The 14,920-nt window shown below is 39.7% G+C and carries 14 protein-coding genes and 1 riboswitch; of the genes, 4 read left to right on the top strand and 10 right to left on the bottom strand.

Going from position 1 to position 14,920, the window contains the following annotated elements; all coding sequences use genetic code 11:
• Positions 1-2,211, bottom strand: a complete 2,211-nt coding sequence (locus ACYH0L_RS06365) for a PAS domain S-box protein (protein ID WP_482354427.1) — start codon at positions 2,209-2,211, stop codon at positions 1-3.
• Positions 2,212-2,504: 293 nt separating this feature from the next.
• Between ACYH0L_RS06365 and ACYH0L_RS06360 the strand changes: the two genes are divergently transcribed.
• Positions 2,505-3,524, top strand: a complete 1,020-nt coding sequence (locus tag ACYH0L_RS06360; protein ID WP_099727449.1) for an acyltransferase family protein — start codon at positions 2,505-2,507, stop codon at positions 3,522-3,524.
• Between the two features lie 225 nt (positions 3,525-3,749).
• On the opposite strand, the gene ACYH0L_RS06355 is transcribed toward ACYH0L_RS06360, so the two are convergent.
• The 5 genes from ACYH0L_RS06355 to htpX form a co-directional block, all read right to left on the bottom strand.
• Positions 3,750-3,920 carry a hypothetical protein gene (locus tag ACYH0L_RS06355; protein WP_180275515.1) on the bottom strand — a complete coding sequence of 57 codons (171 nt, stop codon included), beginning with the start codon at positions 3,918-3,920 and terminating at the stop codon, positions 3,750-3,752.
• Positions 3,913-4,077, bottom strand: a complete 165-nt coding sequence (locus ACYH0L_RS06350; RefSeq protein WP_099727450.1) for a hypothetical protein — start codon at positions 4,075-4,077, stop codon at positions 3,913-3,915. Before ACYH0L_RS06350 ends, ACYH0L_RS06355 begins: the two co-directional genes overlap by 8 nt.
• A 6-nt stretch (positions 4,078-4,083) precedes the next feature.
• On the bottom strand, positions 4,084-4,602 hold the full coding sequence (locus ACYH0L_RS06345; RefSeq protein WP_099727451.1) for a DUF421 domain-containing protein: 519 nt from the start codon (positions 4,600-4,602) through the stop codon (positions 4,084-4,086).
• A 97-nt stretch (positions 4,603-4,699) separates the two neighbouring features.
• Positions 4,700-6,046, bottom strand: coding sequence for a TrkH family potassium uptake protein (locus ACYH0L_RS06340; protein WP_367307712.1), 1,347 nt, complete (start codon positions 6,044-6,046; stop codon positions 4,700-4,702).
• Between the two features lie 144 nt (positions 6,047-6,190).
• On the bottom strand, positions 6,191-7,090 hold the full coding sequence (gene htpX, locus ACYH0L_RS06335) for a protease HtpX (protein ID WP_099727453.1): 900 nt from the start codon (positions 7,088-7,090) through the stop codon (positions 6,191-6,193).
• A 278-nt stretch (positions 7,091-7,368) separates the two neighbouring features.
• Here htpX and ACYH0L_RS06330 point away from each other — a divergent pair, with 278 nt between their 5' ends.
• On the top strand, positions 7,369-8,100 hold the full coding sequence (locus ACYH0L_RS06330) for a DUF1836 domain-containing protein (protein WP_099727454.1): 732 nt from the start codon (positions 7,369-7,371) through the stop codon (positions 8,098-8,100).
• A gap of 108 nt (positions 8,101-8,208) precedes the next feature.
• Complete coding sequence (locus tag ACYH0L_RS06325; RefSeq protein WP_099727455.1) at positions 8,209-8,403, top strand: alpha/beta-type small acid-soluble spore protein; 195 nt, start codon at positions 8,209-8,211, stop codon at positions 8,401-8,403.
• A gap of 38 nt (positions 8,404-8,441) precedes the next feature.
• Here ACYH0L_RS06325 and ACYH0L_RS06320 read toward each other — a convergent pair whose 3' ends face one another.
• The 4 genes from ACYH0L_RS06320 to ACYH0L_RS06305 all read right to left on the bottom strand — a co-directional run bounded on the left by ACYH0L_RS06320 (position 8,442) and on the right by ACYH0L_RS06305 (position 12,245).
• Positions 8,442-9,593, bottom strand: coding sequence for an anti-sigma factor domain-containing protein (locus ACYH0L_RS06320; RefSeq protein ID WP_249705230.1), 1,152 nt, complete (start codon positions 9,591-9,593; stop codon positions 8,442-8,444).
• Positions 9,590-10,345 (bottom strand): RNA polymerase sigma factor SigI, encoded by a 756-nt coding sequence (gene sigI / locus ACYH0L_RS06315; RefSeq protein WP_256499499.1) that lies wholly within the window; start codon positions 10,343-10,345, stop codon positions 9,590-9,592. Before sigI ends, ACYH0L_RS06320 begins: the two co-directional genes overlap by 4 nt.
• A gap of 215 nt (positions 10,346-10,560) precedes the next feature.
• Positions 10,561-11,352, bottom strand: coding sequence for a TerC family protein (locus ACYH0L_RS06310; RefSeq protein ID WP_099727458.1), 792 nt, complete (start codon positions 11,350-11,352; stop codon positions 10,561-10,563).
• A gap of 33 nt (positions 11,353-11,385) precedes the next feature.
• Positions 11,386-11,556: riboswitch (yybP-ykoY riboswitch) on the bottom strand.
• 77 nt (positions 11,557-11,633) lie between these two features.
• Positions 11,634-12,245 (bottom strand): DedA family protein, encoded by a 612-nt coding sequence (locus ACYH0L_RS06305; RefSeq protein ID WP_370461126.1) that lies wholly within the window; start codon positions 12,243-12,245, stop codon positions 11,634-11,636.
• 251 nt (positions 12,246-12,496) lie between these two features.
• Between ACYH0L_RS06305 and ACYH0L_RS06300 the strand changes: the two genes are divergently transcribed.
• Entirely contained in the window at positions 12,497-14,920 is a 2,424-nt protein-coding gene (locus ACYH0L_RS06300) for an EAL domain-containing protein (protein ID WP_249705229.1), read from the top strand.

Genomic DNA, 14,920 nt, shown 5'->3' with positions numbered 1-14,920 from the left:
TTAAAGCTCTCCTTCTTGTTTCTGTTGCCTAAGTGGCAGCGTAAGGTGGAAAACTGTCCCTACTCCTTCCTCACTCTCTACCTCAATGGTTCCTTGATGCTCTTCAATAATTTTATAACTAACCATTAAACCAAGTCCAGTTCCTCGTTCTTTCGTTGTATAAAATGGTTCACCAAGACGCTTTAGCTTATCCTCTGTCATTCCGCAGCCTTCATCACGCAATGAAATGACAATATGCTCCTCGCCCTTCCGCTGAATGCTCACGTATACATTTCCTTTCCGCGGCATCACTTCAATCGCATTTTTTAAAATGTTAATGAAGACTTGCTTTAATTGATTTTGTTCACAGTAGATCAGCGGAATCTCATCCATGACATTGAGGTGCATTTGGACATTGCCAAGATTCGCCTGTGCGTGCAGAAGATCCATCGTGTCTTTTACAATTTGCACCACATTTTTTTCTTCATACACAATGGCTTGCGGTTTCGCTAAAATCAAAAATTCTGTAATAATGGATTCAATTCTTTTTAGCTCTGATGTGATGACATTGAAATAGAGTGAATACTCCCCTTCAATATTTCCTTTCAGCAGCTGAATGAAGCCTTTTAATGCCGTCATCGGATTTCTAATTTCATGTGCAATTCCAGCGGCAAGCTCTCCGACCACATGAAGTGTATCTGATTTTCTCACCCGCTCTTCTAGTTCCTTCCGCTCTGTCACATCTCTAAAGATCGCTAGATTCATGTTATGAATAATATTGCGTTTAAAGGAGAATTCCAGTATGCGCTGATCTGGGTGGCTCAGCACAAACGGAACCTCATTGTCCATCTCATCTAATGACATCGCCTGAGTGGGCTGTGCTAAATTTTCAATTTGATATGGGGCAAGTATATGAAAGAGATTCATTTCAGTTAAATGATCGTCCTTCAGTTCTAGCAGTTCGCTTGCAGAAGGATTGACATCAATAATCCGGTATTGATTATCGAAAAGAACAATGCCATCCATTGACCCGTTAAATACTTTACGGAATTTGAGCTCACTTTCACGAAGCTCCTGCTCCATTCGCTTTCTATCACTGACATTACGTAAAATGGTTAAGTGCTGTCCTTCTAATACCGCATGCTTCGAGGTGAACTCGAGCTCTTTAAATTGACCATTTGCCATTCTGAACAGGAGTTCTTCCCTTATTTCATCATTCCTGATATAACGTCTTCTTGTCGGTCTATATCTCTTATCAGATTTGACGAGAAAGTCTGTGAGTTTCTTGCCAATCAGCTGATGCATTGGTAATTCAAAAATACGGCAGGCCGATTCATTGGCTCTCACAATCTCTCCATCGTCCGCCCATATGATGATAGCATCCATCGCATTTTCGAATATTTCTCTAAAGCGTTCTTCACTTTTTAACAGCTTCTCTTCCATTAACCTTTTTTCTGTAATATCCCGCATGATGGACATATAAAAACCGCTCATAACATTTGATGTAATGGTCAGTTCGAATAATTTGTGCTGACCAGATTGAAGGGTAACGGGAAGCTCTCCCTTTGCCTTCCCTGTTTCTTTTAATGACGTTAAAAGGTGCTGCAAAGCTGGAAGATTTTCTTCTTCGACAAATTCATTTAAATAACGATCTGCTAAATCTGTCTTTTGAAGCTCAAAGCTCTGACAAAAAGAGTGATTGGCGTCGATCATGCAGCCATCCTGATCAAAAATGACCATACCATCAATCGCTCGGTCAAACAAATCTTTGAACAGCTGCTCATTCATGGAGCGTTCTCGTTCTAAGATTTTCTTTGAAGAAATATCTCGCATCACCACAATATATTGTTGATTCAAGGCGTCATGTTCTGCGACAAATTCAATGTATTTTGTCTCGCCATTTTCAAGCTGGATGGAGATTTCTCTTTTTAATGTACCTTTTCGAAAAAAAATCTCGAGTGAGCATTCAATTTTATCTTTCGGGATGCCGTATAGGAAATCTAGAACGGATTTATTGAGGAGGTCTTCTTTCGGTGTCTGTACAAGCCTGCATGTCGCTTCGTTGGCTTGGATAATGTTGAGGTGCTGATCAAATATAAAAATGGCATCTAACGTCTTATTTAACAGCATTTTTTGCTGCATCAACTCAGTTCGCAAATATTCGTTCTCTTTTTCTAATTTTCTGATATCTCCCGCGGGGATTAATCGCTTGCCATCGAGCGTTTCAGTCATTCTCTTACACTCCTTTTCCAGCCTCGTTCCTCTACAATATTTCTACAATTTTTTCATTGTTCCTTCATTGGACTCATAAAAAAAGATAACTTTTCACACGAAGACTGTTTAATTTATTTCATGCGGATGACACGATTGTATAATGAATCTCTTTTCTTACGCTTCTTTTACAACCATTCTACAATTTCAAATCAAATAGCGAAATGAGCCAAAATGTACTTTAAAATGGGGCAAATGAGGGAACAGTGGACATAGAACGTTTATGTTTGAAATGAAGCAGGAAAGGTGATGTTATGGCATCTTCACGAGATCATTATTTTGATAATGCGAAATTTCTTCTGATTTTTCTAGTTGTTTTTGGTCATTTGTTACGATCATTCATCCATGATAATGATTGGCTGCTCTACTTATACAAGTTTATTTATACATTTCATATGCCGGCCTTTATCTTGGTTTCTGGCTTCTTTGCAAAAGGGTTTAGAAAGCCTGGTTTTATGAAAAAAGTCGCCGTTAAGCTGATCATTCCATATTTAATTTTCCAGGTAATCTATTCTGTGTACTATTATCTCTTGCAGGATCAAAGTATGTCCAATTTAAATCCAATTGATCCGCAATGGTCTTTATGGTTTTTAATTAGTTTATTCTTTTGGAATTTGCTGCTCATTCCTTTTTCCAAACTGCCGTTCCACTGGGCGATGATCGTCAGTTTATCGATTGCATTACTTGTCGGTTACGTGGACAGCATTAGCAATACGCTCAGCTTATCGCGTACGTTTGTCTTTTTGCCCATGTTTTTGGCTGGCTTTTATTTAAAGAAGCAGCACTTTGAATTCATCCGAACAAGCAAAGGGAAAATAACAGCATTTCTTGTATTGATGGGCGTGTTCATGTTTTGCTATTTCTATGAATTCGATTATTCCTTCTTATTTGGGTCACAATCATACTCTTCTCTTGGAGATGAAGGACTGATTGCGGCTATGAAACGAATGGCATGGTATTTGCTTGCCTTTGGCGCTACGTTTAGCTTCTTTGCATTAGTCCCAACACGCCGTTTCTTCTTTACAAAATGGGGCACGAGAACATTATATGTCTATTTATTGCATGGCTTTGTCATCAAGCTGCTCAGAACAACGTGGTTTGATGATTGGGCACTAAATACATCAAGTGTACTGATTTTATTGCTGCTAACCATCCTCTTAACCTTTACCCTATCTAGTACATTTGTCAAAACCGTTGCACAGCCAGTGATTGAGCTCAAAATGACCAATCTCATGCGAACGATCACTGGCAGACAAAGCAGCTATATCAAATAAAAAACGATCCCACGAGGATCGTTTCAGATTGTTGACAAAGGGCTAAAATGATGTTTATTTTAGCCCTTTGTCTTCTTTTCAGCGTGATAGAAAACCTTTGAAGTCTAGGAAGGACGAGTACCGGAGCGGAGCGAATTTGACATTCGTGAGCACCGGAGCGCAGACCTGACAAAGAATGCGAGGGTTTGTCTACACGCTGAAACGATCCCACGAGGATCGTTTTTTCTATTTCTGGTTCTTACATTCAGCATCCTTTTTTGGCTTCATGAGGGTATCAATCCATTTGCTGCTGTTCACATCTCCAAGCTCACTGCCAAATTCCTCTTCTAAGATGTCTGGGTTCATCGGTTTTTTATGGTCTTTGATATCCTTGCTCTTCACATGTTTTTTAGTCACGAGATGCTCCCCCTTGTTTACCTTGGTGAGAATTTCGGTTTGCCTGACGATCTTTTGATTGTTCGTCATATTGTGTTTGACCTTGGTCATGTACCATGCTTTCAGTTGGCGTCATATTGTTTGTGAGTGCTTCATTTTTCGCTGCTTTTCTTTTCATTTGAAATCATTCCTTTTTTGGTATGTTTAGTTCTTCTCTTAATTGTTCAAACAGCTCTTTCATTTGCTTAACCGTTACTGGTTTTTCCTCAGGTTTTAATTCATAGCCAATTTGCCCATTGGCTTCTAACGTAGCTTTTTTGAGACTGCTGATGTCCGTGATGCCTTGTTGCTTTAAGCGCATTTTGAATTCATCCCTTGTGAGCCTCGTTTTCTTCAGCTTGTGATCAAGCATTTCTCCATCCTGCAAAATGACCACAGATTTCCCTGACACCAATTTTTCAAAAAAATCAGATTGGATAGACAATTTTTCCATGATGACGAGTGCAATAATAAATGTAGCGGCGGCATAAATCGTTTCAAGTAAATTATGCTCAATAAAGGGTTGGATAATAATCGATCCGATTGAAATCATGATGACCGTTTGTTGTACAGTTAATTGACTAATGGATTTAGGCCCTGCTATTCTCAGCAGCAAGGTACCAACTAGCAGCATGACAATTGCTTTCCATATTACATCCAGCACGTCTCGTTCACCTCTTACCTATAGATTGCGAACATCTCGCGTGAATTAGCCAGTTATATAATGGAAATCAAAAAACAGCATTCACAGGGAATGCTGTTTAGCCAATAATAACGCGCTCTTTCGGGTAATGATAATTCGCTTCACTTTCTCTCCGGCCAATTAAATATAAGAAGCTTGGAATCCCAATCCGGCCGATAAACATGACCATCATGATAATACACTTACCAAATACAGTGAGGTCAGAGGTAATCCCTAGTGACAAACCGGTTGTTCCGAAAGCAGAACAAACTTCAAATAAATTTTCAAGAAGTGTATTATGTTCTGATAAGGTTAACAGGAATGTAGCACCAAATACCAAGATAAAGGCCATCATCGTCACCATGAGGGATTTATTAACATCCGCTTGGTGAAGCTCTCTTTTGAAAATTTTGATGGACTTATTTCCCCGTGCAAAATGAAACAGGGCGAGTAAATTAAGGGCAAACGTAGTTGTCCGAATTCCGCCTCCCACCGAGCTTGGAGAAGCCCCGATAAACATGAGCAAACATAAAAATAACAGCGTCGGCTCTGTTAATTGAGTAATGTCTAATGTCGAAAGCCCACCACTTCTTGTAGCCGTTGATTGGAACAAAGAATAAAACAAAATTTCGTGCCAGCTCTTCCCTAGAAAGGTAAAACCTGCTTCAAGTGCAAATATCCCGATTGCGCCAACAACGACTAGGCTGCCAAACGTGATCGTTGTGATTTTTGTAAACAGAGAAAACGATGCATGCTTCCGGTCTTGATTAAATAAATAGTCCTTTACTTCAACCAGCACCGGAAAGCCAATGGCTCCAAAAATGATAAGCAGAATCGTAATAAATTGTACAAAATAGTCACCTTTGTAAGGGATCAACGAATTCCCTGTAATATCAAATCCTCCATTGGTTGTCGCACTAATACTTGAGAAAAAGCCATGTAAAAAAGCCCCTTGCACGTCGTAATATTTGAGAAAATACATACTTAAAATCAAACCGCCGACAAACTCAATCAGCAAAATTAAATATAAGACCTGCTTCATTAGTTTCACAATTCCTGATAAATTGCTTTGGTTTTGGTCTGCCATAATGAGTTTTCTTTCTTTAATGCCAATCCTTTTTCTCATAACGATCCATACGAAGGTGCCGAGGGTCATAATTCCGATTCCACCGATTTGCAGAACAAACGCAAGAATCCACATACCTGTGACGCTAAATGTTTGTGAAATATCAACAACGGTCAGACCTGTGACACTTACAGCACTCACAGCTGTAAATAGGGCATCAATAAATGTCCACTTTACTCCCTCTTGATGAGCAACTGGCAAACTTAAAAGAACAAATGAGACTGTGACAGCGAGAAAATAATAAAGGGCAATCAGCTGAAAAGCCGATAGCCGGTCAATTAGCTTTTTTATTGGGTTCATTGTTATTCCTTCTTTTAACTTTCATTTTTCAATACTTATCATTGTAATGAAAAGAGACATGATTTTAAAGATATTTTATGCTTTATTTTCTTTTTCATCAAAAAGAAAAAGACATCCTATCACAGAATGTCTTTTTGGTCTTTCTTATTTTGCTTCTAACCTTCTGATTCTTTCGTTTAAATCAGGGTGTGTCGAGAAAAGAGAAGCTTTTCTTTTACCACTGATTTTTAGTGTCGCGACTGCTGTTTGATCATCATCTTTGATTCTTGACGTATACGCCTCAAGAGAACGAAGTGCATGAATCATTTTGTCTTTTCCTGCAAGGTCAGCACCGCCGCGGTCTGCATGGAATTCACGATGTCTAGAATAGGCAAACACGACAAGGCTTCCTAGGATAGAGAAAATAATTTGGAAGACAATTACAGCAATAAAGTGGACAATCGGCACAAGCTCTTCACGTGGAACGAAACGACTTGCGATCCATGCCGCAATTCTTGAAAGGAAAACAACGAACGTGTTGACGATCCCTTGTAGCAGCGTCATTGTCACCATGTCACCGTTCGCAACGTGAGCGACTTCGTGAGCAATAACACCTTCAACCGCTGCATCATCCATTTCATGCAGCAATCCAGTCGATACAGCAACAAGTGATCTTCTCTTAGAAGGACCTGTCGCAAAAGCATTTACTTCAGATGATTGATAAATACCAACCTCAGGCATTTTAGAAAGGCCTGCTGCTCTAGATAATCTGTGAACGCGATCAACAAGCTGCTGCTCATCATATGTTAACGTATCCTTTTCAGGGTTTAACACGCGCACACCCATCATCATTTTTGCCATCCAGCGAGACATTGCTAATGACATAAACGAGCCAACAAAACCAACAACTGCACTGAATACAAGAAGATACATGATATTAAGTCTTCCGTCTGCTCCTATATAAGAACCAACACCAGTTGCTGCACTAATAACCGACAGTACAATACCAATCGTAGTGATAACAAGAATGTTCGTTAATATAAACAGAAAAATTCTTTTACCCATACATAACCTCCGCTGTCATATTAAGTTCAAATGAACTTATTAATAAAATTATAAAAATAAACGTCTCAAATTGCAAGGAAAAGGAATCGTTTTCTATGTTTATCATAACGGCTTAAGCCCCGCCATTTCAATGATCACGCTACTTGTAACCGATGAATAGTGAACAAATTGTGACGCTCCGTTCCAGTTTTAGTTTATTTTGCATTTTCATCAAAAAGAGATTATGATGTTGAATTAGATCAATAATCACGTTTTTGACGTACAAAATGAGGTGGAACATGGTGACTTTTAAATTAACGAGAATTGACATGACAAGACTTCTGTATTCTCTAAAAGGAGAGGGAGATCTGACTCCGCTTCAGCTTTTGAATTCATCTGTAAAAAGCGATAAGGAACATAAATATGTTGAAATAAAAATCCCTTCGTTTTTTGAGAAGCTCGAACGGCGGAAGCAAAAATCGGAGCACGGACTTTCAACGAATGAAATTGTTGAGCTTGGTAACTTGTGTGAGCTGACTTCACTTAAATCGACTGCGATTCAAAACTGGATCAAACGTGATATTAAGGATATGATCGGCCATCCAGAGCTTGGCAAAAAGTACTCCATTGATCAGGTCGTTATTTTATTAATTGTCAGGGATTTAAAATCAGTATTTGATTTTGATTCCATTCGCATGATCTTATCTGCCTTATTAAACACAATCACAGATCGAACGGATGATATTATTAGCCCCATCCGCTTTTATGAAGCATATGCGCATGTCCTTGATTTTATTTATCATCATACACATTTTCCATTAAAGGAAACGAATTTACGAGAAATGACAGAGGAGCAGACAGACAAGCTCCGTGAAGGGTTTACAGAATTGTCGAAGCCGCAATGGCACTTGATTAAAGGCATTATCAGTTCTACAGTCTTCTCTGTTTTCACTTCTCACTTGCAAAGCACCGCACAAGAAATGATGTTTAATACGCTGCAGCTGAAAAAGCTTAAATCAGAGCCGAGGTGACCTTTATCACCTCGGTTTTTTTGTGCAGCAATTGCCAGCATAATTGCAGGCAGTTTTTTTCAAAATAAGAAGGCGCAACAAACATGAGGTGAAAGGAGGAATATGATCATGGCAAACCGAAATCAACTTCTTGTTCCTGGAGTAGAACAAGCATTAGATCAATTTAAATACGAGATCGCTCAAGAATTTGGCGTGACTCTCGGTTCAGATACAGTCGCACGTTCAAACGGCTCTGTTGGCGGCGAAATCACAAAAAGACTCGTTCAACAGGCTCAATCACAAATGGGCAATCAATCTAAATAATGACATGGTGAAATACGCCGGAGTAATTCTGGCGTTTTTTATTGTTCATATGTGTGCTCATGCCTTTTCTCGCGATAAGAAGGCGGCACATCTTTTCCTTTTTGCTTTGCATGTTCTCTTTTTCGTTCACCGGGCGGTCGTTTCTGATCCCTGTCGTTTTTTTTTGCGTGCTTTTCAGCATGACCATCAGGGTCAGTTGAGTGATTTTTTTTTTGCTCTTTATCGAAAGAGCGATCCTTTTCCTCTTTGATCTGTTTGTCTTTGTTTTCATCATCAGGTTTTGTTTGGTGAGGCGTTTGAACAGAACCTTGCTCTTCCCTCTCTACTTCCTGCTGCTCTTTGTCTTCGCCTTCAGGAGCCTCTTGATCAGGCTGCACCTCTTCACTATCGTCTGTCTTTACTTCTTCTTGTTCGTCTTTGTCTGCTTGATCTTCATCATCTTTCTTTGGCTCTTCTTCTTTGACAGCATCACCATCTGCGTCTTCATTCTTTTTGATGTCTTCTTGTTCTTTGTCTTGCATTTCTTGATTTCTAATATATGTTCCTGTTGAGATGCCTGCCTTTTGTGCTTTCTCTCTTGTTTCCAGGTCACCCTCCACAGTTTCAAGCTTGTAATCGCGCTTTTGATATTCACCAGAGATGGTGTTAATTTTGCTTTTTACGTTTGTTTTATATGTATGATCCTGCTTGTTTTCATAAACAGTTGAAATATAAATGCTTTTAGAATGGTTCACGTATCCCTTTTTATCACAATCGTCTATGATTTCCTGCACCACTTTGGTCATGTCGGTTTTTTCCAAATCTTTCATACTGGCGAGTACTTGTTTCGCATCTTTATTCAGCGGTGTGACACCGATCACTTGATAATTGTGATCCAGCTTTAGCTCAAAGCTTGGGTTAATGTCAATCGTCATATATGCATATGCTCTTTGACTTGAGAAAGATGGCATCATAGTGAAAATCACGACAATAATAGCTGCGATTGATAGAATTCCTGCATTTAACGGACGTAAACGGAGCAGGTCAAAAAAACCGGCTCTTTTTCTTTCGAGACGTGATTCATTCGGAAATGTCACTTCTTGCCCGATTTCATAGTTTTGCTGTTCGTACTTTGTCCGCAGAAATTGTCCATCAGGGGTCAGCAGCGTGACATATTTTTTGTTTTTCTCTACTATAATGCCTCTTCTCATGAATTAAGCACCCCTTTAAGGTAATCTTTCAAATACACATAATCACCCGTCATAATGATCGCCATCGCAATGATATATTTTCTATTTCTCTCAATCGTTTTGCGGCTAACTTCCACTAGCTTTTCCAGCTGTTTGACTGGCAATTGTTTTTTCTGAAATAAAATGGTTCTTAGCTCATCGTGTTCAACAAGTGTATGGGCCACTTTAATTGCATTTTGCCTGGCATCTGCATGCTTTGGTGAATGCTCAAGCAACTCTTGAAACGTGAGGCCGTATCCTTTCAATCGTTCTTTAAAATGTTCAATCTCTTCTCTTCTGTGTTCTTGTTCAATTAAACGCCTATATTCTTTTGCAGAAAGCTCTGCTTCAATCATGCTTTGAGAGTATTCGCCATTCTCACTTTCTTGAAGGTCCATTTGAACCGTTGGCGCATTTCTTGCTTCTTTTCGAATATAGTCGATCACTTTTCTTTTAATAATTAATTCCGCAAAAGCAAGGAGTGAGTTTCCTTTTTCAGCAGAGTATTTTTCTATCGCTTCATTAAAGGCAATTAAGCCTATGCTGAATTCATCATCTTTTTCATCTATATATCGTTTACAAACGGATGAAACCGTCTTAGCGACAAATGGTTTGTATTGCTCTATTAATGCATTTTGCAGATTGCTATCACCTTGTTGGATACTGATAGCCGACTGCTCTAATGTTTGCTTTTTCTTTCCTTTTTTAAACGAAAGGCTAAGCAATGGTTTCACCTCAGTTCTCCCTATATTACTCATTTATGATAGCTAATTTATGAGGGAAGCGCAAAGGAAGAAATGAGGAATTCATTTCCTGTTACTCAATTATGACACGTATTTCATTATCTACTTTACAACGTTTCGTCTAAAAGCAAAGAAATAAGGGGGTATCTCCCCCTTTTTTGTAATATACGTGTTATGAAAATGAAATGATATTTCTTTCAAAAAACCTACTCTTCTAGGCGCACTTCTTGTTTTTCCTTGCTTTCTTGCCCGCCCTTTCTGGATGGACTTGATAAAAACCAGCCAAATGCTGCAATCGCGAGAAGCACCGTCCAGAAAATGATTTTCCATAATGTTGAATGAATGAAATGAGAGGACACGACTCCAATGGCAGGATGTGAAAGTGTATAAAGCGTGAGCTTCACGCCAACCCATCCGACAATGACAAATGCTGCTGTTTCTAGGCTTGGTCTTGTTTTCAACAGCTTCACAAAGACAGTTGCTGCAAATCGCATGATGATTAGACCGATGATACCGCCTAAAAGAATAACGATAAATTGACCGCCATCAAGTCCACCGATTTGCGGAAGATTTGTGTTTGGAAGTGTCACCGCTAAAGCGACGGCTGCTAAAATAGAGTCTACTGCAAAAGCAATATCGGCAAGCTCTACTTTCACAACTGTTGCCCAGAAGCCGCTTTGCTTCATGTTTGTTTCTGATTCCTTTTTCTTAAATACATGAGATTTCAAAATATGGTGAATGGAAATATAAAGAAGATAAATTGCGCCAATTGCTTGAACTTGCCACACGTCCACTAAAAACGAAATAAGAAATAAAGAACCAAATCGCATGACAAACGCACCCGCAAGTCCGTAAAACAATGCCTTTTTTCTTTGCTTTTCAGGAAGGTGTTTGACCATCACGGCCATGACTAGCGCATTATCAGCTGCTAAAATCCCTTCTAATCCAATCAATACGAGAAGAACCCACCCGTATTCTAAAATAATTGCTGCATCCATCATCATTCCTCCTTGTTTTTTTATCTATTGTCCCACAACAGACAAAGGCTTATGAATGCAAAAAAGACCTTTGCCTGAAATGGCAAAGGTCTTGCTAGACATGTGATATGTAGAATCATGCCAACAAAGCCGATGGAACGTAAGTCCATGTAATGACGACTTTGTTTCCGGTAATACCGGACGCTACTCCCCTTTGGTGGGATTAAGAATATTTAGATTACTTATATATTAATCAATAGATACTGGATTGTCAACAGGTTACGTGCATCCCAATACCGTGATTAAGCAGTTGGCGTTTCTGTTTTTCTCTTTCTTCGCTTAAACCATACGTAAAGAACGAACAATAACACAACACCGATCCCAATCGGTAAAAGATATGGATCTAAAATGGCGCCAACCTCTTTCCAGTTCTCCCCAAGCATAAATCCTAGATACACATACACAAACGTAATCGGCGTAATGGCCAAAAACGTATACAGGCAAAATACCCACACATTCATCTTGGCAATACCGCATGGAATGGAAATAAGGGTTCTCACTCCTGGAATAAACCGGCCGCTAAACGCGACAAAACCGCCATGCTTTTCAAAGAAAGCATCCGATTTATCAAGCGACTCAGGTTTTACAAAAAAGTATTTCCCATATTTATTTAAAAAGGGTCTGCCGCCGTAACGTCCTAACCAGTACAAGGTCAAAGGGCCAGCCACGCCGCCAATCGATCCTGCAGCCACAACACCGATGAAGGCCATGTCCCCTTCTGAGACCCAGTAACCCGCGAGAGGCAAAACCACTTCAGCAGGAACAAATTCAATGCATAATGCGAGGAAGATGCCAAAGTACGACAAATTCTTAAAGGCATCAGCTAAAGAAATAATAAAATCTTCGATGTTCATCAATCCCTTTCACACATAATCAGTTTGACAGGCCCTATCACTTTTAGAACCGTGCCACTTATTAAACGAATAAAACCGAAGAAACGATTCACTTTTCATCGTTTTTTTACATTAAAATTTGATTTTACTATAAAAAATGAACGAAAAAAATGCTGATTGTCCTTTTTAAGTGAATGAAAAGTGAACACAAGGGACAATCGATCCGATATATTAAATATATGTCTGTTTTTGGATACAGGAGGTTTTCTCACATGACACATTTAACAGGAAGTTACAACGGATGGCTTGTCTTTCTGTCAGTCGCTGTCGCCGCTGTCGCCTCCTACTCAGCTCTTCATTTAGCCAGCCGAGTGATACAGTCAAGCGGCGCAAAGAAAAAGGGATGGCTGATCATTGGTGCAATGATCATGGGGATGGGGATATGGTCGATGCATTTTATCGGTATGACGGCATTTCACATGCATTCTGGCATCACATACGAAACCCCTTTACTGATTTTATCGATTTTGGCATCCTTTATCGGTTCTTTGATCGCTTTTTCGATATGCATTCAGCAGCAGCTTTCCACAAGACGACTGCTGATTAGTTCAATCACTATGGGATCGGCTATTTGCAGCATGCATTATCTCGGAATGGAATCAATGGCCAATGTTTCAATTAGCTATGATCCAGTCCTCTTTTTCCTTTCGTTTTTCCTTGCTGCGCTAGCTTCTTACTTTTCGTTAAATCTCTTTTTTCGGCTCCATCGATCTGAGAAAAGACAGGAAGATCATCTGTTAAAAATAGCTGGCGCACTCGTGATGGGTGGTGCTATTGCTGGTATGCACTATACCGGAATGGCTGCTTCTACCATGTTTTTTCATTCAGAGGGACAGGTCGCTGCGGGTGGTTCTCTTGAAATGTCGCCATTCAGTCTATCCATTTTCATTGGTTTGATGACTCTTATTGTCCAAACGCTGATGATTTTCGGCGCTTTTATTGATCACCGAATCATGAAGCAGTCAGATAAGCTAAAGGAAAATGAGCAGCGATTCCAATCACTCATCAAACATAATATCGATGGCATTATCGTGTTATCTGTCGATCGAAAGGTACTTTCTGCTAATGACTCAGGTAAGCAAATTTTAAAAGTGTGCAATTCCTGGATTGGTGATGATGTCAGCCGATACGTGATGCCGACTGAGATGTGGGAAGAATTTATTTACCAATCAAAGAAGGCCATCACACGTGAAGCAGAACTGAAAGCAGCAGATCGTTTTTATTATTACCATGTCACTTACATACCTGTTCATGTCAACAATACACTTGACAGCATTTATCTTGTTTTAAAGGATTTAACGCAGCAGCGGATTGCAGAAAAAGAAATTCATGTGATGGCACATTATGATGCATTAACTGAGCTTCCTAATCGGCGTCACGGTATCAATCATTTAAATGATGTTTTATCCACTCAAGGAGAGACAAGGACATCAACGGCTGTTCTTTTTCTTGACCTGAATCGTTTTAAAATTATTAATGATGCACTTGGTCATAACATAGGGGACTTACTGCTCAAAGCCGCTGCAAACAGACTGACGCAATGTTTACCGGACAATGGCTTTATTGCTAGACTTGGCGGAGATGAATTTTTAATGATTTTCCCACACTTGGAGCATGATACATATAAAATTGAACAGCTTTCTAAAAATATCATCCGTCAATTTGAACGCCCTTTTTTCATCCAGAATCATCAACTCATTACATCGATCAGTATTGGAATCGCCATCTCCCCGCAAAATGGCAAAGATGGGATGGAACTGATGAGAAAAGCCGATATGGCGATGTATTTATCCAAAAAACATAAGCAAAGCCGTTATGAGTTCTTCACCGAATCAATGGAAAAATCGAGTGAAGACAGGCTAAATCGAGAGCTGGAGTTAAGAGATGCCATTCAAAGAGAGCAGTTTGTGCTTCACTATCAGCCTCAAGTCAGTGCCAAAACAAGAAAAATGACAGGGGTTGAAGCCCTTTTAAGAATGAAAGCACCAGACGGCTCCTTAAAGTCACCTGAGGCTTTTATTGAACTAGCCGAGGAATCAGGCCTTATCATTGATATAGGCAGATGGGTCATTGATACCGCGTGTAAGCAGGCAAAAATTTGGTATGACAATGGTTTCAAGATTCCTGTGGCCGTCAATTTATCTGCTAAACAGTTCAATGCTGAGGACTTAATTGATTTGATCAAGCTGACACTGAAAAAATACGACCTTAAGCCGTCACTGCTCGAACTTGAAGTCACAGAAAGTATGACAATGGACAACATTAAGCAATCAAAACAGGTGCTTACGTCACTTAAGCAGCTTGGGGTTCGCATTAGTATTGATGATTTCGGTACAGGTCACAGCTCCTTAAGCTATTTAAAGGATTTGCCAATTCATAGACTAAAAATTGACAAATCCTTCATTGAGGATATTCTAAGTGATTCAAAGTCTGAACAGATCACAGGTGCCATTATAGCGATGGGCCACCAATTATCTCTCGAAGTCATTGCAGAAGGCGTTGAAACCTTCGCACAGGCGCAGCTGTTATCTGCGCAGGGCTGTGACGACTTACAAGGCTTTTATTATGCAAAACCCCTTCCAGCAAGCGATATTGAGAAATTCATCGCCTATCCTGCACATGAGCTGGACACATAA

Source organism: Bacillus sp. MC1252 (genome assembly GCF_056838025.1).
Note: the sequence above shows the minus strand (reverse complement) of the source record. Positions and strands in the feature narration are given on the sequence as shown.